Annotated in this window: 19 protein-coding genes; 12 read left to right on the top strand and 7 right to left on the bottom strand. The window is 41.9% G+C overall.

Annotated elements, in window-relative coordinates:
- The first annotated feature begins 51 nt into the window (after window positions 1-51).
- A complete protein-coding gene (locus NCCP2222_RS11725) occupies window positions 52-591 on the top strand; it encodes a peptidoglycan recognition protein family protein (RefSeq protein ID WP_248512531.1) in 540 nt (179 codons plus the stop codon).
- A gap of 410 nt (window positions 592-1001) precedes the next feature.
- On the opposite strand, the gene NCCP2222_RS11720 is transcribed toward NCCP2222_RS11725, so the two are convergent.
- Both NCCP2222_RS11720 and NCCP2222_RS11715 read right to left on the bottom strand, forming a co-directional pair.
- Window positions 1002-1154 carry a YvrJ family protein gene (locus tag NCCP2222_RS11720; RefSeq protein WP_248512530.1) on the bottom strand — a complete coding sequence of 51 codons (153 nt, stop codon included), beginning with the start codon at window positions 1152-1154 and terminating at the stop codon, window positions 1002-1004.
- A gap of 173 nt (window positions 1155-1327) precedes the next feature.
- A complete protein-coding gene (locus NCCP2222_RS11715; RefSeq protein ID WP_248512529.1) occupies window positions 1328-1522 on the bottom strand; it encodes a hypothetical protein in 195 nt (64 codons plus the stop codon).
- A 1048-nt stretch (window positions 1523-2570) separates the two neighbouring features.
- Here NCCP2222_RS11715 and NCCP2222_RS11710 point away from each other — a divergent pair.
- Together NCCP2222_RS11710 and brnQ are read left to right on the top strand one after the other, a co-directional pair.
- Window positions 2571-3926: a sigma-54 interaction domain-containing protein gene (locus tag NCCP2222_RS11710; protein WP_248512528.1), complete on the top strand. Its 1356-nt coding sequence runs from the start codon at window positions 2571-2573 to the stop codon at window positions 3924-3926.
- Window positions 3927-4101: 175 nt separating this feature from the next.
- The gene (gene brnQ, locus NCCP2222_RS11705; protein WP_248512527.1) at window positions 4102-5436 is read left to right on the top strand and encodes a branched-chain amino acid transport system II carrier protein; all 1335 of its coding nucleotides are present in this window, start codon (window positions 4102-4104) and stop codon (window positions 5434-5436) included.
- 45 nt (window positions 5437-5481) lie between these two features.
- Here brnQ and NCCP2222_RS11700 read toward each other — a convergent pair whose 3' ends face one another.
- Window positions 5482-7617, bottom strand: coding sequence for a type IA DNA topoisomerase (locus NCCP2222_RS11700; protein WP_248512526.1), 2136 nt, complete (start codon window positions 7615-7617; stop codon window positions 5482-5484).
- A 207-nt stretch (window positions 7618-7824) separates the two neighbouring features.
- Here NCCP2222_RS11700 and NCCP2222_RS11695 point away from each other — a divergent pair, with 207 nt between their 5' ends.
- The gene (locus tag NCCP2222_RS11695; protein ID WP_248512525.1) at window positions 7825-7935 is read left to right on the top strand and encodes a putative holin-like toxin; all 111 of its coding nucleotides are present in this window, start codon (window positions 7825-7827) and stop codon (window positions 7933-7935) included.
- A 226-nt stretch (window positions 7936-8161) separates the two neighbouring features.
- On the opposite strand, the gene NCCP2222_RS11690 is transcribed toward NCCP2222_RS11695, so the two are convergent.
- Window positions 8162-8440, bottom strand: coding sequence for a hypothetical protein (locus NCCP2222_RS11690; RefSeq protein WP_248512524.1), 279 nt, complete (start codon window positions 8438-8440; stop codon window positions 8162-8164).
- Window positions 8441-8732: 292 nt separating this feature from the next.
- Here NCCP2222_RS11690 and pdxR point away from each other — a divergent pair, with 292 nt between their 5' ends.
- The 6 genes from pdxR to NCCP2222_RS11660 all read left to right on the top strand — a co-directional run bounded on the left by pdxR (window position 8733) and on the right by NCCP2222_RS11660 (window position 14896).
- On the top strand, window positions 8733-10166 hold the full coding sequence (pdxR, locus tag NCCP2222_RS11685; protein WP_248512523.1) for a MocR-like pyridoxine biosynthesis transcription factor PdxR: 1434 nt from the start codon (window positions 8733-8735) through the stop codon (window positions 10164-10166).
- Between the two features lie 874 nt (window positions 10167-11040).
- A complete protein-coding gene (locus NCCP2222_RS11680; RefSeq protein WP_248512522.1) occupies window positions 11041-11616 on the top strand; it encodes a hypothetical protein in 576 nt (191 codons plus the stop codon).
- Between the two features lie 223 nt (window positions 11617-11839).
- A complete protein-coding gene (locus NCCP2222_RS11675) occupies window positions 11840-12175 on the top strand; it encodes a PadR family transcriptional regulator (protein WP_248512521.1) in 336 nt (111 codons plus the stop codon).
- Entirely contained in the window at window positions 12176-12715 is a 540-nt protein-coding gene (locus tag NCCP2222_RS11670; protein ID WP_248512520.1) for a DUF2812 domain-containing protein, read from the top strand.
- Between the two features lie 32 nt (window positions 12716-12747).
- A complete protein-coding gene (locus NCCP2222_RS11665) occupies window positions 12748-13689 on the top strand; it encodes an ABC transporter ATP-binding protein (RefSeq protein WP_248512519.1) in 942 nt (313 codons plus the stop codon).
- Complete coding sequence (locus NCCP2222_RS11660) at window positions 13682-14896, top strand: ABC transporter permease (RefSeq protein ID WP_248512518.1); 1215 nt, start codon at window positions 13682-13684, stop codon at window positions 14894-14896. Before NCCP2222_RS11665 ends, NCCP2222_RS11660 begins: the two co-directional genes overlap by 8 nt.
- A gap of 676 nt (window positions 14897-15572) precedes the next feature.
- On the opposite strand, the gene NCCP2222_RS11655 is transcribed toward NCCP2222_RS11660, so the two are convergent.
- The 3 genes from NCCP2222_RS11655 to NCCP2222_RS11650 form a co-directional block, all read right to left on the bottom strand.
- The gene (locus NCCP2222_RS11655) at window positions 15573-16328 is read right to left on the bottom strand and encodes an AAA family ATPase (protein ID WP_248512517.1); all 756 of its coding nucleotides are present in this window, start codon (window positions 16326-16328) and stop codon (window positions 15573-15575) included.
- An 8-nt stretch (window positions 16329-16336) separates the two neighbouring features.
- Window positions 16337-16459 carry a hypothetical protein gene (locus NCCP2222_RS20735; protein WP_282570696.1) on the bottom strand — a complete coding sequence of 41 codons (123 nt, stop codon included), beginning with the start codon at window positions 16457-16459 and terminating at the stop codon, window positions 16337-16339.
- Window positions 16460-16594: 135 nt separating this feature from the next.
- Window positions 16595-17182 carry a LysE family transporter gene (locus NCCP2222_RS11650; RefSeq protein WP_248512516.1) on the bottom strand — a complete coding sequence of 196 codons (588 nt, stop codon included), beginning with the start codon at window positions 17180-17182 and terminating at the stop codon, window positions 16595-16597.
- A gap of 112 nt (window positions 17183-17294) precedes the next feature.
- Between NCCP2222_RS11650 and NCCP2222_RS11645 the strand changes: the two genes are divergently transcribed.
- Together NCCP2222_RS11645 and NCCP2222_RS11640 are read left to right on the top strand one after the other, a co-directional pair.
- Window positions 17295-17849 carry a helix-turn-helix domain-containing protein gene (locus NCCP2222_RS11645; RefSeq protein WP_248512515.1) on the top strand — a complete coding sequence of 185 codons (555 nt, stop codon included), beginning with the start codon at window positions 17295-17297 and terminating at the stop codon, window positions 17847-17849.
- 92 nt (window positions 17850-17941) lie between these two features.
- Window positions 17942-18637: a response regulator transcription factor gene (locus NCCP2222_RS11640; protein WP_282570695.1), complete on the top strand. Its 696-nt coding sequence runs from the start codon at window positions 17942-17944 to the stop codon at window positions 18635-18637.
- Window position 18638 lies beyond the last annotated feature (1 nt).

Genomic DNA, 18638 nt, shown 5'->3' with positions numbered 1-18638 from the left:
AGTGTATCAGCCAGCGATATACTTGAAATAATTTGAAAGAGGGGAAAACCCATGGCTAAAACTTATCAACCAAAACCTTCTATGACTACTAGAAGCCAATGGGGGTCAACAGCACCTAGTTGTACTCTTCCTAATTTAGCAAAGAGTTCTGTTACTCAAATCGTAGTTCATCACTGTGCTTCTAATAACACCACTGTTTCTAACCGGACAGAAAATCAGCATCAGAAATGGTTGCAAGATTATTTTAAAAGCATTAATTACTGTGACTTGGCTTATCATTTTACTATTGGGAAAAACGGTACTATCCTTGAAGGCAATCCTATTAATAGAATGGGTTATCATGCAGGTAATGCCAATAGTTATTCTATTGGTGTTTCCGTTCATGGTAACTACGAAGATCGGTCTTTTACTGCAACCCAAGAATCTAGATTAGTAAATTTATTAGCATGGCTTTGCTATGATTTCAACATAGAACCATCTAAAATTGTTGGTCACAAGGATATATCTGCAACATTATGTCCAGGTAAAAATGTTTATAGCAGAATACATGGTATTCGTAATGCTGTATTCGCTAAACTTTACCCGGACTGAGTTCAATAACAAATCTATAGTAACGATAAAACAGACTACGGAAAATTAACCCGTAGTCTGTTTAATTAAGAGCTATGAGATCTCAATGAGGGACTAACGTTAATTGGCTATGGGTGAAAGCTACATTCTTATAGAAAGGAGAAGAGGACACTGGGCATGATCTAGTGCTCTCTCTCCTCTACAGCAGCGCTTTTCTTTTCATTCCCCATACCGTGATTGGGTTTTTAATAGGCTAGCGGATATGTCCTGTTCTCTAGAGGAGTTACACAGACCCCGTTTCGATAATCGTGGTGAAAGATAGTTCCTCCGAATGAAAAAAAGGGTGCTGTCAAAGGTTGAGCTTTTTTAGTTTATTATGGTTTTCGTTATGAATTCTGTCACCCGGGCGGCGGTAATAGGCGAACAGGTAGTCATTTTCTATTGAAGGATATGATTTTAGCTAATTCTTGTACAACTTCTTCTAATCTTTCTATTTTCTTTTCGAACCGGTGTAATAAGTAAATCGTCATCACAATCGGAAAACCGAAATTGCCTATCATTTGAAATAAATCGACGTCACTCATTTTACATCCTCCTCTAATGTACGTATTAGTTTCACTAGTTCTGTTTTTGTTATGAAGGAACTGACATTGGCTTCGTTTTAATGTAAAGGGATAAAAATAAAGAAAACTACAACCAGTAATATAAAAATCCACAAAAACGAGCTATTCGGTTGTGAATAGCTCTCTGTTTTGATTTATTTTGGGATAATCTCTTTATCAAGAAGCTCGAAAAAATTGGGGATATTTACTTTGTTGATATCCGGTAATTTGGATAGTACTTTTAATTTTAGTTCTTGTTCGAGATCATTTCTTTCCTGGAAGTTAGTTTTTGACAAGACACTTTGAATCTTAGGCTGCAGCATTTCCAATACTTCGATATCTTCAAGCATATCAATACCCTCCTTTTTTATATGTAGCAATACTTTTGGGAACACAAGTTCTTGTTGTATGTAAATTAAAAGCCTTTTATTTTAAAGGCTTTTAATTTACATTATATACAAACCAAAAGATTGTTTATTTTAATAGAACGTCTTGATGCTTTCTTCCTCTGGGGAATTTCAGTATATTCTCAAGTGGATAAGTGACAAATTTTGAAAGGGTTATCAAAGGGGAGAATCACTATTTCGTTGTATAACTATATCAACTATATCACTACTATATCAACTATATCACTACTATATCAACTATATCACTACTATATCATATTAAAGTAAGCTAAAATAATTTGTGTGCCGACAAATATTTAGCACTTTTTAATGCGAAGAGTTGTTTATATATTTTTATGTTTTGATCAAAGACAATAAAATGGATATACGAATAGATTTAACTATGTTGTTAACATTATTTTATAAAATTAATTAAATTAATATGTTATTTAAAAATATATTTAATGAAAAAAAGATGATATTTTGAACCCTGGCAAAAGAATGAAGGATATTAGAGAGTTAGGGTATGATAGTGTCTTCAATAATTTCATTCCCAATGCCGGGGTTACCGGGAAGCCATCTTATCTGCCATTTTTGTGAGTATATTTGAAGTATTCACTTTCCCTTAGTGGTCGCCAGATTGCCGTTCAGTGAAAATGAATTTGCATGGCTCGTGCCGTCGCTCGTCGGATTTATAGCAGGGTTGATCTTGCACGACCCCTCAATTTCTTTCAGGATATCAGTTTCATCCATTTGATAAAACATTCCAAAAGCAATCCGCTTTTTCCGTCAGAAGAAGACTGATAAAATGAAATGAATTCATCGTAAGAAGGAAGCGAATAGTAAAAGGGTATCTGCCGTGTCTTGTGGAAGAAACAAGGCAAGGAGGGATTGCTTGTGTTGAAGAAAATTATGTTTTATATCGTTATACTGGCCATTATCATTGCACTGCTTCTATTCTTTCGAAATGGGTAAGCAGTGAATTATACAGCGTGGAGTAAGGGGGGGTTAGATGATACCAGACTTGGAAAGCTTCAAACGGTTAGCGGATTTCGACAATGTCCTGGTCGTAGATGATGAAGGGACGACGCTTTATTATGATCTGGCTGACTTGAATGTGTTGTCTAAATTAGGCCATCGCCCAGAGGATTTCTTAGGCAGGAAAGTTACTTCGTTTTATACGAATTTAACAGATGACAACAGTACCGTTATGACTGTATTACATACAGGTGAAGCAATGACGATGGTCCACCAGAAACTCGTCACGAAAACGGGACAAACCTATGATTCGCTCAGTTCCACGTATCCGATTGAGGAGAATGGTGTTATAGTGGGCGCCATAGAATTTTCCAAGCATTTTTATTCGAAAGAGCATATGCAATACTTGGATCACTACTCCTCCCATAAAATTTACCGCAAAAACAATACTATTTATACGATAGACGATCTCATTACGCAGAATGAGGGAATGAAAGCGATCAAAGAAAAAATGGAGCGCATTGCTCAGCACGATTCCACTATCCTGATCTATGGAAAGACAGGAACGGGAAAAGAGATCGTGGCACAGGCGATCCATAATCGAAGCAACCGTTTTGGCCAGCCGTTTATCACGCTGAATTGCCGTGCCTTATCTGAAGATCGGGCGGATCAGGTGTTATGGGGAACAGAGCATGACGGCGAAACGCAGTTCGGAATCGTTGAACAGGCGAACGGCGGTACATTATTCCTTGACGGTATCAATGAACTAAGCCCCCAGCTCCAAGCTAAGCTATTGCAGGTAATCGAAGAAAAGACGATACGCCGCCTAGGTGGAACAACGGATATCCATTTGGATGTCCACCTCATTTCTTCGACCAATGAGGACCCGGAAACATTATTACAAGAGAAGCGAATGCGTGAGGACTTCTATTATCGGGTCGGTGTCATTCAAATTGACCTGCCAGAATTGAAGGAACGGAAAGAGGATATTGAACAGCTCGTCTGGCATTTTATTCGTTTTTATCAGCAACATATGAATGTGGCAATTGAGACAGTGGAGCCCGAGGTTATGCAATTGTTCCATCATTATTCGTGGCCGGGCAACGTAAGGGAACTGAAAAACGCCGTGGAGACAGCGATCAATCAAATGCAGGCAGGCGTCATAACCGTAGGTGATCTGCCAAGGAAAATTCGGCAGCATGAAAACCGTCGGGACGTACCGGGAGAACGGAAAATAATGGACTTGAAAGAGAAAGTCGATGAGTATGAAAGAGCGATTATTGCAGAGGAATTGAGCAAGGCAAATGGCATAATTGCAGAAACGGCGCGACGTCTTGGTGTTTCCAAGCAGACATTGAAATACAAGTTAACGAAATATGAATTAAGGTAAAAATTTTTTGACGAGAGAGGGAAAAAACTTCCCCTCTTTTTTTTATGGAGACGTTCGGTATAGTGAAAGAATAGAAAACATTCTTATTACATGAACAACAAATGATGGAACGGTCGTTAATGAAAGAATTGAAAACGGTTCCATCCAAGACAGATACAACGAAGAGGTGAAAAGAATGGGACAAACAATACGACACAGCATCATTTTAGGTTTTGCCTTATTTGCACTTTACTTTGGTGCGGGCAATCTCATATTTCCGCCGAGCATTGGGAATATGACCGGAACGGATTGGATTCCGGCATTAGTCGGATTTAGTATTACGGGCATCGTCCTGCCATTGCTTGCGGTCATTGCCATCTTAAACGCAAACGGAAAATTTGAAGAGCTGACTAGGCCGATCAGTCCATGGTTCTATGCTGTATTCAATCTGGCCCTGATGGTGGGCATTGGAATGTTTGTCACAATTCCTAGAATGGCGGCAACCACGCATGAGCTAGGAGTGGGCATTTTATTTCCCCAAGTACCCCAAATTGTCACGATTGTCTTATTCTTTGCCATCAGTTTTTATTTTGCAATGGATAAATCGAATGTCATCGATAAAATAGGGAAAATCCTTACGCCGCTTTTGGTGATCATCCTCTTGTTCATCGTTGGAAAAGGCATTTTCTCGCCAATCGGAACGCCGATTAACACGGGTTCAAAGGCTCCGTTTTCAGATGCCTTCATCAGCGCCTACCAAACAGGTGATGTCGTAACAGGTATTTTATGTGCGCCAATCTTTATTGCGGCAATTGTCGGTTATGGATATAAAGGAAGACAAGTTCGTAAGATTGCTTTGATCGGAACAGGCATTGCAGGCCTAGGTCTTCTGATCGTTTACGGCGGTTTATTATTTATCGGTGCGAGCGGAAGTGCTATCTTCCCTTCTGATATTGAAAGTACAGCGCTTGTTTCGGAAATCGTACAACACCTGCTTGGAAACTTCGGTTCGATAGCATTAGCCATTGCCGTTGCGCTGGCATGCTTAACATCTACCATCGGCGTGATGGCCGTGATTGCTGACTTCTTGCATAAATTATCGAAAGAAAAAATCAGTTATCGGGTATGGGTGTTCATTATCAGCGTAGTCGGAGCCGGAGTCGGCTCCATGGGAGTGGGCAAAATTGTGGACTATGCAATGCCGATTTTCACAGTGCTGTATCCTGTGGCGATCGTATTAGTGTTCTTAGGTGTCTTCAATAAATTCATTCCCAATGCCGGGGGCTACCGGGGAGCCATCCTCTTTACCATATTTGTGAGTACGTTTGAAACGATCACAGCACACCAAATTCACATTCCTTTCATTAGCGAAGCGGTGGGCAGATTACCGTTCAGTGAAAATGGATTTGCTTGGCTCGTGCCGGCGCTTGTCGGATTTATTGCAGGATTGATCTTGCACGCGATCTTTTCAAAGAAACCAGTTGAAACGGCTGTTGTGGCGGAAACGGACAGCGATGCCAAAGTAGAATAAAAACAAAAACGACGGAGCCCTAATACAGGGGGTCCGTCGTTTTATTTATTGGAACACTAAATTCAATTTACCGTTTTCAAGCGACAGACTGGCATCGAATTGATTTCCATTGTTGGCGGTAAAACCTTTGATCACGTTTGTTTTACCTTTGGTGCAGAGCAGTTTCACTTGAGCGGGCGTCAGCTTTTTCTTTAAATAAAGGCCAGGGAATGTTTGCTTGCAGCCATTTTTATAATTGCTGCAACCATAAAAGCCTTTACGAGCTAAAATCATGCCGGTTTTGCAGGCTGGGCACGGGGCCACTTCGACCGTTTGATAGGAGCCGCGGGATTTGGATGGGCGGGGCGGCACTGCTGTTGCATCTATTGGCTTCGCCTCCAATTGCCTTGGCACTTCCTCTAATAATTTGGCAATGAACTTCGCAATATTATCGAGAAAATGCTGGCTCGTCCCTTCGCCATTCCCGATTTTTCGCAAATACGCTTCCCATTTTGCGGTCATCGATGGACTCGCCAGCAAGTTGCCTTCTATCGCTTGGCAGAGGACTCGTCCTTTAGCCGTCAAGGAGACAATATTTTTCGTTACAGAAATATAGCCGTGCTTTTTTATCGTTTCGATAATGCTGCTTCGTGTGGCTTCGGTCCCGAGCCCCTCAATTTCTTTCAGGATATCGGTTTCTTCCTTATCTTCGACGAGCTTCCCGCATGTTTTCATCATCGTAATGAGCTGGCCTTCCGTGTACGGCTTTGGCGGCATCGTCTTGCCTTCTTTGATGCCGATTTTACTCGAGACGGCTTCCCCTTGGCTAAGCGGCGGCAAAGCAGGTTCATCCTTATCGTCTTTCGAGCTTTTGAATAAAGCCTTCCAACCAATGTCACGCTCGGTCTTTCCGGTCGTAAAGAAAGGCAGGCCGTTCACATCGGTCGTCACCTTCGTCTCCGTATAGAGGTAATCACGGTGGAACATGGCGAGCGTGGTCCGCACAATTTCTTCGTATAAATTCCGCTCGAGCGGCGACAAGCGGCCAAGGACAGCCTGAGTCGGCACCTTTTTCGTCGGGATGATTGCGTAGTGCTCCTGAACTTTGGAGCTGTCCACATAACGCTTACTTGGCGACAGGGAAGCGACTTGAAATGGTTCGTTAATCAGTTGTTGATAGGCCCCGACCTGGTCTTTCAAATAAGCAAACTCATTCGGCGTAATATGCCGGGTATCAGTTCGGGGGTAGGTGACGAGCTTTTTCTCGTACAGCCCCTGCATTATTTTCAAGACATTCGCCGGGCTCGTCTTCCACCTGCGATTGGCCGTCGCCTGCAAGGTGGAAAGCGAGTGGAGCTGCGGTGGAGGCGTCCGTTTATCCGCATGAGTGACGGACATGATAGTGCCGGGTGAATCCGGCCGGATGCCATGCTTCGCGAGCAATTCCTGTACAATTTCCCGCTTCGGCTCTTTCACCTTCGCCTTGCCTTTGTACATGCCATGCTCCGCCTTAAATTCCGCTTCCACCTCAAAAAACGGCTCCGATACAAACGTCTCGATTTCCCGTTCGCGTTGATAAATCAGATAAACCGTCGGCGATTGCACCCGGCCGATCGGGAACACTTCCTGCACTCCTTTTGCCTTTAAGAGCAACGTATACAGCCGGGAGCCGTTCATTCCGACAAGCCAGTCGCTAATCTGCCGGGCTTTCGCTTCCTCATACATCATCAAGTCCTTGCGGTTGTCCCGCAAATTGGCAAACCCTTTACGGACTTCGTCGACTTCCAACGAATTGATCCAGAGACGCAAAATCCTCTGATTGCGGGCGCCCGTCTGGTTGTAAATGCTATAGAATATGTTCGACCCTTCCCGATCCACGTCACAAGCATTAATAACGGTATCCGTCCCACGAATTAATTTCTTCACCACTTGGAACTGCTTGAACTTCCCTTTTGCCACTTGAAACTCATAATGGTCTGGCAAGATTGGCAAGCTGCCGAGCGACCAGCGTTTCCAGGATGGATTGTATGCATGCGGCTCCTTCAGTTCGACGAGGTGGCCGACACCCCATGTAATATACGCGCCTTCCGGGAAGAGCGGACATGGGTTCACTTCCAAATAGCCTTCATGTTTGCGCACGGAAAAAGCGTCTGCATACGCTTTCGCTTGGGAAGGCTTTTCGGCTAGGATAACGGGTTTCATGGCGGACACCTCGATTTATGAATTGGTACGTTTGTTCTTATATTATCTCATAGTAGGTGGGAGATTGCTATGAGGAGGAGGTTTGGCGAGGGTTAATAGAAGTGTTGATTAGCTTCTAGAAAGAATATATTAATGATATAATTATAGATGCAGCTACATTTATAGCGGATGGGCGGTGGCACTCCCTTTGTGAAAGGGGGTGTTTACATGGTGACTTACGAAGCAATGGACATGCTAATGCAATTTGGAATGTTCCTCGCGATGATGACAACAGCTATCGTTGCGATAGTTGCTCTCTACACCAATAGAAAAAAGTAACCATCCTCCGCTATCAGCTAATAGGTGAGATAGTTACTTTTTCTTGTTAACATTCTTATTCCTAGCCAACCGCTCTTCAAGCGGATGTCAGCTGCAACTGACTGGGTGTTCGAGCACCCGGTCTTTTTTATTATATGTACATTATAAGTAATAATAAACAATATCTCAACTGATTGGACTAGTCTTGCTCGGTATCCGTCCCACGAATCAATTTCTTCAAATTTCTTCACCACTTGAATCTGCTTGAACTTCCCTTTGCCACTTGAAACTCATAACGGTCCGGCAAGACTGGCAAGCTGCCGAGCGACCAACGCTTCCAGGATGGGTTATATGCATGAGGCTCCTTCAGTTCGACGAGGTGGCCGACACCCCATGTAATATACGCGCCTTCTGGGAAAATGGGACATGGGTTAATTTCTAAGTAACCTTCGTGTCGGCGTGTGGAAAAAGCGTCTGCATATGCTTTGGCTTGGGACGGTTTTTCCGATAGAATAACTGGTTTCACAATAGGCCCTCTTTTCTTTCTACGATGAAACGTTAGTTCTATTATTATCGCATATATGGAAGAAGTTTTCGAGTTGAGGGCAGGGCAAGAATCTGAAGTAAGAATAGTTTTCATGGAGGAAAAAATTAGAAATTCATATTTGTCATGATTGTTTGGGTGACTGTCACTCGATTCCTGCTCTAGGCCATCTTTAACACTTCTATGGGATCCGGATGTCCAGGAGGTGATATAATAGCCTTAATTATATCGTTTTGAAAATAATTGAAAACTTATAAATAAAGGGTGGAGTATATTGCGATTTATGCTGGACCGTTCAATAAAAAAACCTATGTATAGGCAACTCGTAGAACAAATAGAGAATGGGATTATATCTGGAGATTTATCTCAGGACCAGCCATTGCCATCTGAACGTGAGTTAGCAAAAAAGTTACAGATAAATAGGAGTACAGTTGTGACTGCTTATGATGAGCTAGAGGCGATCGGATTAATTGTCAGAAAAAAAGGAAGCGGCACTTATATAAATACGGATATATGGGGACTAACTCATAAAAGGGTCCCCAATTGGGGGAGATATGTAGAGGATGGCTCATTTCTTCCGAATCTTCCTTTGGTACAGAAACTTCGTAATGAAACGGATCAAAAAGGAATGATTAACCTATCAAGCGGGGAACTTGCGGCTGATTTACTGCCTAATGTCCAATTCGCTAGGATTTTTAAGGAGCATGTGTTTGATGAGCATTTAGGTTACGATCATCCTTTAGGCGATGAAGGATTACGGGAGACCATTTGTAAGCATGTGAAAACATATAAAAATATGGATGTTGAGCCGAATTCCGTATTGATTACATCGGGTGCTCAGCAAGCAATCCACCTCATCGTTCAATGCTTGTTAAAACCAGGGGATACTGTAGCGATTGAAGACCCATCCTATGCATTCTCTTTACCGATCTTTCAATCATTTGGTGTTAGAACTCTATTACTCCCAGTTGATCAATATGGCGTAAATCCTGATGATATTGAAGCTTTACAACGAAAATATCGAATTCGTATGCTTTTTTTAAACCCTGATTATCAAAATCCTACGGGCACAAAAATGTCTCTGGAACGCCGAAAGAGAATACTTGAATTATCCTCCAAGTACGGTATTCCTATAATTGAGGATGATCCCTATAATTTGACTTCATTCGCCGGATGCATTGGACCTACGTTAAAGTCAATGGACGGTAATGAAAATGTTTTATATATTAGTTCGTTATCAAAAGTTGTTGCATCAGGACTACGCATTGGCTGGATTATTGGTCCCGAAAAGGTGATCAAGCGTTTGTCTGATGGCAGACAGCAAATCGACTTTGGCCATAGTGTTTTTCCTCAATGGATAGCGAATCGATTTCTAGATTCCCCCCAATTTGAAAAACATGTTTCAAATTTAAGGATTCAATTGAGGGAGCGTAGGAATGCGTTAATTCTAGCATTGGACAGCTTATCGAATGAGGTTACATATTTAGTGCCACAAGGCGGAATTCATTTATGGTGTAAAATAACTGACGAAATTGATGAATTTAAATTACTTGAAGAATCCATGAAAAATGGCGTTTCATTTGTACCTGGGAGAATAATGGGCTCAAAAAGTGGATACGCCCGATTTACTTATGGCAAAGGTAACGGAGCTTCAATACAAGAAGGCATTTCAAGGTTTGCCACCGCGCTAAGAAGTTATGGGGTTTAATGTTTGAAAAGTATCTACATTATTCCCTAGAACTGAGTTGCTGTGGTACATATTTCAGGGAACGAGTGCCTGTTATAAGGGTTTAAGGGGATCTGATAAATATAATATTGTAATAAGAACGTTGTAAGCAATTTTAGACGGCTCTGGGGACACGGAAAAAAGTGCTTTTTCACTGGTCACGAACCGTCTTTCGTTGTTAATAAAATATAGCTATAGCTATAAAAGTCACTATAATAATAAATGGAATTGTTAAAACATAAACCCATAGTAGACTGGAAAAACTTTTTCCCCCGTTGTAATCTCTATTCATAGAGTTAGCTACGGATATGGTCACAATTAGTCCGATAGCTAAAACAATGAATACAAAAATGGCTGAAACGATAAGAGCTACCTTCATGCCTTACTCCTTTTTATAAAAATTTTTTTTATTCTATACGTTATAATTTTAAAATATATAACGTTTCCGAGAACCATCCACTTAAGTATGATTTAAGCCAACCACTTTTCGAGGGAATTGAACAGTGACTAAAAATATCTATATTCGTTCCATTCATCTTTTTAAAGATATCGGAACTTTTTGATTTGAAATTTGTTGAATCTATATAAATACATGCATGGCAACCGTACAAATAAGATAAAAGAAATTTCAAAATGCACATAAATCCAGATGATGTTACATCTGATGATGTGCATTTTTATTTACGTGCAAATGAAGAAATAGCAGATATCTATGGCAGTTTTAGTCACTAACAACTCCCTTTAATCGCAATTCATCACTTTTATTCTTCTTTAGAATGAGGAAGTTTGCTACGTGAATTCTAGTTTGTGGCGAATTGGAGATGAGTTTGCGTAAGATTAGAAGTGAGGTGAGTTCATGCGACGCACATACATCCCGGTCCATTTCGATAAATCCATCTTCCGGACATTGTATTATGATAGCAAAGAGCGGCGGTTCTTCGAGAGTTCCGGCGGCCAGCAGAATTCGCTGCTCGGCCTGTTATCAGGAACCGCGGGCGTCGTCCTGTATTCGTATCTGAGCAGCTGGACTCTTTCATTCACGGACAGCCGGCTTACCATGATGTTGGTCGCCGCCATCCTGACATTGCTTCTGACCATCAGTTTGATCTGGCTTTGCTGGTATATCTCGGAGAAGAGCAGGCGCACGTGGGAATATGTACCAGTACCATCTCCGGTGGAACTGCATGGCCTGGTCCGCAACGGCCGGCGCTGGCTGATGTCGCAGGTGATGCTGTTGATAGGTTTTTTAGTGCTGAATGTTTTTTTTACGCTGTTCCTGTTCATATTCTTCAACAGCGGTATCGTATTTGTCGGCATGATCATACTGTGGGCTATCCTGTTTCTGATGCTGTGGCTACTACAGCCATTCGCCCGGCTCAGCCTTCTTCGCTGGTTGGAAAGCAGTACTGGTTTGTCCTCTAAAGCAGGGTGAATTGTTGTTAAGTGAAATGTTGACTATTAGAAACATACTAACTAGAACATAGGTGCCGGTGTCCAAATTTGTTTGGATACTGGTGCTTTTCATTTATTCAAATTTCTTTTTATCCGCAATTGGGTAATAGGTTTGCTTTTATTAAGTTGACACATATATCACTTAATGATATATTTCGTTTATTGATATATCATTAAGTGATATATGTGAGCAGGAGGAAAATATGGCTAGAAATCGTTCATTAGAGATGGGAGAGCTTACAGATACGGCTTATTACATTCTCTTGTGCTTTGTGCAAGAGAATCATGGATATGTCGTCATGCAGGCAGTGGAAGAGATGACAAATGGCCAATTCTCCATTGGACCGGCCTCTTTGTATTCCACTATTCAGAAGCTGCAGTCCGCCGACTTAATTGAAATTACAGAACTGGGGGATAAAAAGAAGAAGACCTATCGGGCGACGGGAAAAGGGATCGAGCTGCTAAAGCAGGAAGTGGAGCGCAGACGGGATATGGTGCAACATGCTGAGGAAATTTTGAAGAGCGCGGGTGAATTGTAAATGACAGAAACTAAATATATTTTTAGCGGCGGCTTGGCATTTACAGAACAGAGCGACATGGAACGATTACGGGAGCTTGCCAGTGAGGGGTGGCTGCTGGAAAAGATGCATTGCCTTGGATATGTGTTACGGAGAGGAAAACCGCAAGATATCGAGTACTCGCTTGATTATCAAAAGAGGCCGGATGAGGAGTACTTTTCTTTCTTTGAAATGTCTGGCTGGACACATGTTTGTTCAGTTGGAAAGGAGATTCATATTTTTAGTGCACCGGCGGGGACTACTCCGATTCATACGGATCGACTGACCGCAATTGATAAATACGAGACGCAAAAACAATATATGGGAAACATTGCGTTGCCGACTTTGGTGATTACAATTTTGTTATCCTCGGTCGCCATGCTGAGTAATTACATCTGGGTGCCTAAAGGGATGGGGAATGCGTGCGGAATATTGAGCTATCTATCCTCCATGGTATTAATTTTCACGGGGATGCCTTACATCGGATATAGCTATAAACTAAGCAGACTGCGAAAGGGTTAATGAATAAACAAAGGGAAAGGGAGAGGTTCAAAGTGGATACTGTATTAACAGTGACAGGCTTAGGCAAATCATTTAAGAATAAAAAAGTAATCGAAGATATCACCTTTGAGGTGAAAAAAGGGGAGATTATGGCGGTTTTAGGGCCGAATGGAGCCGGAAAATCGACAACCATACGAAATATAATGGGGATCATGTATCCAGATGAAGGAACAGTTCATTTTCATGGCTGCCAGCCAGGTGATATTCCCCGCCATAAAATCGGATACTTGCCGGAGGAACGGGGCCTTTATAAAAACGTAAAAGTAATGGATATGATTTTATATTTGGCGGAGCTTAAGGATTATCCGCTAAAGAAGGCGAAGCAACGGGCGCTTGACTATTTGAAGAGGCTTGGGCTGGAAGGGAAGGGAAATGTCTCGGTTGAAGAGCTCTCCAAAGGAATGGGGCAAAAAGTGCAATTTATCGGCTCGATTATACATGAACCCGAACTGCTAATTTTGGATGAGCCATTTTCCGGTTTGGACCCGGTCAGTCAAGAAGTGTTTAAGACAGAAATTCAGAACTTGGCCAACAATGGTACAGCCATCTTGTTGTCTTCGCATCAGATGAACATGGTGGAACAAGTATGTGACCGCTTATTTATGATCAATCGAGGCAAGAAGGTCATTTATGGGACGTTGGAAGATGTGAAAAATCAGTATGCTAACTTTAAATGCACAATCAGAGGGAAAAATGATCTTCAAGTATTGGAATCAATCCCGCAAGTGCAGCGAGTCGAAAACAGAGAAGAAGCAGCCGTTTTGTATCTCGAACCAGATATCCAGCCGGCTGCTTGGCTACACACGCTGCCTGAGACTCTCGCTATTCAAGAACTGTCGATCGATCGGATTTCATTGCATGAAATTTTCATTGATGTTGCAACAGACAACCACTCGCAGCTGTTAATCGAGAAGGGAGAGGGCGTATATGCGTAATAGTTGGAAAGTAGCCCGTTGGGAAATCAGGCGGAATTTAAAAAATAAATCTTTCTTGATTTCCTTAATTAGCACACCGATTATTTTTATGCTGTTTGCATTCGTTCCTTCCTTTTTTAATAAAGAGTCGAATGAGAAGGTTACGGTAAACGTATTAGATGAAATCGGTGTTTATGAACAAATCGTACAAATAGCAACCGAAAATGAAGCGAATTGGAATGTGCTGAGAACAGATGCAAATGAGTCGGAATTCCCGAAGCTTGTTAAGGAACATGAACATACAGCCTATATAGCGTTGACACAAGAAGGACTGGAGAACGGTACGATTCATGTTTATATGAGTAAAGACATCAATGATCGTTTTCTACTCGAAACGAGAGTGTTGCAAGAGCCGCTCCGTCAACAGCAGTTGGCTCAGCTGGAGCTGACCGATAAACAAATCGCAGTTGTCGGAAAGGGGATTCAAGTGGAAGCTGTTTCTTCCGGAGAGGAAGCGGCAACTGGACCAGGCAATACAGATCGGATGAAACACCTGATTCCAGGAGTAGTAGCAGGAATGGTTCTCTTTTCAATCGTCATGACAGGTATGATGATTTTCACGTCAGCATCGCAGGAAAAGAAAGAGAAAGTTGCAGAAATCGTACTCTCATCAGTTACGACAACGGAACTAATGCAAGGGAAAATTATCGGTTACTTTGTCCTCGGAATTACGCAAGTGACGGTTTGGATGCTCTTTTTAATTCCGATTGCTTTGTGGAAGATGGATTTCCCACTACTGGAATATCTACTTGTTCCCGAGATGCTTGTTTTGTTGTTTATTGCTTTAACAGGTTACCTTCTCTTCGCTGCCATTTTTGTCAGCATCGGGGCCACTGTAGAAGATATGACATCGACAAGCAATTTTCAAGGAATCATTATGATGATTCCGTTTTTCCCGATAGCCTTTTTAGGACCACTCCTTAATGATGCGAATGGGTTAATCGCCAAAGTGCTAACCTTTGTTCCCATTACGGCACCAAGTGTATTGCTATTCCGGCTGGCTCAGCTGGAACAATGGCCTTGGATGGAAATCATAATTTCCATCGCCGTATTAATTCTATCTATTTGGCTTGCAATGAAAGCTGCGGGGAAAATCTTCAAAATCGGTATTTTGATGTATGGAAAGAATGCTACGCCGAAAGAGATATGGAAATGGATGTGGACATGAGTGCCGTTGTAGGAAAGGTAAAGAAGTTTGACCATTACATTTAATAGTTTCTGCAATGTGGCATTCATAATTCAACAGGGTAGTTGCAACTTAGACTGGGTGGTCCTGCACCTGGTCTTTTTTGCGGGCATCTTTTTATGAAGGTTGAGCTGCGACTAGGGACAATTAGCTGGGGGTTCGTACTTTATTGAAAGTCAGATGAATACGAACAGGGCAGCCGTTTGAGTGGTTCCTGGGGAGTCAACTTGGGTGGGGAAATTGTAGTCAAGCGGTGATAGAAGTGGTTTACCCGGTGATAGATTTGTTTCAAGCGGTGATAGAATCGATTTAGCCAGTGATAGACCTATGTTAACCGGTGATAGAACCCATTTACCCGGTGATAGCACTTGGCAAATTCGCTGGGAAACACGAACGGTTCATATAAGAACAGAGCGGCCATTGTGTTACCACCGAGTTGGATGGCGTTACCACCGTTTCTAGGTACATAACCACCGACTTGCACCCCGTTACCACCGCTTCTCACACGATTACCACCGTTTCTCACTCCATTACCACCGACTCGGCAATTTTTCCGGTCCAAATTCAATTGTCACACACTTCATTCTAATTCTGAAAACCATAAAAAGGACAACCTTGTATAGAAGGTTGTCCCAATGTTCTATTGCGAACTTCATGCCTATTGAAAAAGATGGTGCAGCAATCGATCTTTGTCATCAAAAAACTGTTTCATAATTGAATAGTGTTCAGTTTCCTCTAATGTCGTCTCATGCATCCCGTCTTCTGTTATTTGAAGTATTTTGGAGAGCGGATGCGCCATGACGATAGGGGAGTGAGTGGAGATGATAAACTGAGACCTATCCTGAACGAGTTCATTGATCCGGGCCAGCAAAGAAATTTGCCGAAGGGGAGACAAGGCGGCCTCCGGCTCATCCAGGATATACAAACCGTTTCCGCTGAAGCGTTTCATAAAAGCGGAGAAAAAGGATTCGCCATGCGATTGTTCGTGCAATGAAATGCCCCCATATGAATCGATAATCCGTGGAAGACGAGGGAACTCCCGATCCAACTCCTCTATATTGGTCGCGACGTTGTAATAACTTTCGGCACGGAAAAAGAAATGATCCGTCGGTCGGTCTGTTCCTTTCACTAAACGCAAGTATTGATCTAATGGCGAATGGGAATCAAAACTCGAGAAATTGAAATTCAACGTACCGCCTTCCGGATTAAACCCATAGGCAACCGCGATCCCTTCTAACAAAGTTGATTTTCCCATCCCATTCTCCCCGATAACATACGTAATGTTCGGGTGGAGCCGCAGTTCATCCAAGTCTCGGACAAAGGGAAGGGTAAAGGGAAATGTGCCATGGGGCAGCTGTTCCTGCCGCAAGCGGACGGACCGGATGTATTGAGAGCTTGCATCTAAATTTGTCACAGGAAACTTCACTCCTCTTCAGCGTGGATATCACCAATCCGGATCTCGGCTTCATCCCACAACTGATCTACAAATTCGTCAATAGAAACTCTATCTGTGTAGAGTTGATTGACTGCTTTTTCGATGAGCATCATTTGCCTCCTTCCAAATAGTCTCTTATGTATTTGTACGGATGTAGATAGGATAGGTTCCAGTATTTGTTGGAAAGGAATGGACTTTAAAGAGTTTTAGAATTACAGAACGCTTGTCGCTGCAGCGTCCCTGCGCTATCTTAACAAAATAGAAAATGCACTGTATACAAGTAATAATGCCATGAGGATGTTAAACGGTTTTTGGTATTGCTTTACGACTGTTTGTAAAAGGGAGCCAAGTAAACTCCATGTAAATGTGCTTAAAATACCGACGATACCTAAAAAAGCAGAGAGCATTAGATAGCTGCTCATTGACGAATAGTAGGGAAGAATATATGTAGAGACGACCGCAACACCGTATAGAATGGCTTTCGGATTAATAAATTGCAGCAGCGCACCGATTAGAAAAAAATTCGTATGATCCTTGCCGTAGATATTGTTGCCCGTGTCTTTGCTCGTCAAGATTTTATAAGCTAAATATAACATGTAGCCTACGCCAAAGAGGGATAATGGCAGTTCGATCGCAGGCATGAGGTTCAACAGCAAACGATTAAACAGTAAACAACACAGGATAATGATAAAAAACCCGAAACCGACGCCGACACAAAAGGTTGTCGTTTTTTTAAATCCATGCTTGTTAGCAAACGCCATGGCCATCAAATTATTAGGACCGGGCGTAAAACTGGTAACCACTACAAACAGTAAAAACGATAGGACTGGCATCAAAAATCCCCCTGTAATTAGTTTTATATAACGTCTATAATGGACTTTATAACGTATTCGTTTTATTGTACAGAAAAGACGCTATATTGTAAATAGAGGAGGAGTGAGTTTGATGGAGGACATTCAACGCATTCTTGCAAGAAATTTGAAGGCGATTCGGGAGAAGGAAAAACTCAGTTTGGAAAAAGTCTCTGAGTTAACTGGGGTCAGTAAGACGATGATCGGACAAATCGAGAGAGGGGAATCGAGCCCCACGCTGACAACAATCTGGAAGATAGCCAATGGTCTGAAAATCTCTTTTACGTCGCTCATTCATAACCCGCAGCCTGACACTAAGATAATTTTGAGAAATAGGATGCAGGTGATATCTGAAGATGAAGGGAAGTATAGAGTCTACCCTTCTTTCCCTTTTCAAGAAGATAGACGTTTTGAAATCTATTCAGTTGAAATTGACGAGGGAGGGAAGATGAGCTCTGCTGCGCATAAACAGGGTACCGAGGAATTTATTACGGTTTTTGATGGAGAGCTTACCATTTTAGTGAATGACTGCGAACATACATTGAGTAATGGAGATTCCATAAGATTTAAAGCGGATCGACCTCATATGTATAGTAATTCGGGAGACCGTTTAGTTCGACTAAGCATGACGATTTTTTATCCAGATTAAATTGCTATTTGTAAGATTGGGATGCTATACCTTGCCTTCTATAATGAGAAAATTGAGATACAAAAACGGGATTATGAGAGGTGGAAAGGAAAATGGGGCATGTAATTCTGCTTGTAGAAGATGATAAATCAATTAGTGAAATGCTTGTTAATTACTTGGAAATTGAAGGTTTCCAAGTAGTTTGTGCATATGATGGCGAGGAAGCTCAACAGAAATTCAGAGCAGGTTCATTTGATTTGATTTTATTGGATCTAATGCTGCCTAAATTAAACGGAATGGATTTTTTAAAACAGATCCGCGAAGAAAGCAGCATTCCAATCTTGATTCTCTCTGCCAAGGACGGAGAAATCGATAAAGCGCTTGGACTTGGTTTTGGAGCTGATGATTATATTACGAAGCCTTTTTCGATGATCGAGCTTGTTGCTAGAATTCATGCGTCCATTCGCAGAGCGACAAAGTATTCGGGACATGAGAATAACTATTCCAATATCATTCGTGTCCATGAAATTACGTTGGACATTGAAAACATGCTAATTGAAAAGAATGGAAAACGAATCAAACTAACAGTAAAGGAATGGGAATTAGTAAAGCTGTTTTTTACAAATCCGAAAAGAGTCTTTACGAAAGAACAAATCTATGAAAAGGTTTGGCAGGATGTCTACTACGGAGACGAAAATATTATTAATGTGCACATGAGGAGATTACGGGAAAAAATTGAGGATGATCCCTCCAAACCGATCTATCTTAAAACGTTATGGGGTATGGGCTATCGCCTGGGAGAATTTTAAG

Source organism: Sporosarcina sp. NCCP-2222 (assembly GCF_023168145.1).
Taxonomy (GTDB): domain Bacteria; phylum Bacillota; class Bacilli; order Bacillales_A; family Planococcaceae; genus Sporosarcina.
Note: the sequence above shows the minus strand (reverse complement) of the source record. Positions and strands in the feature narration are given on the sequence as shown.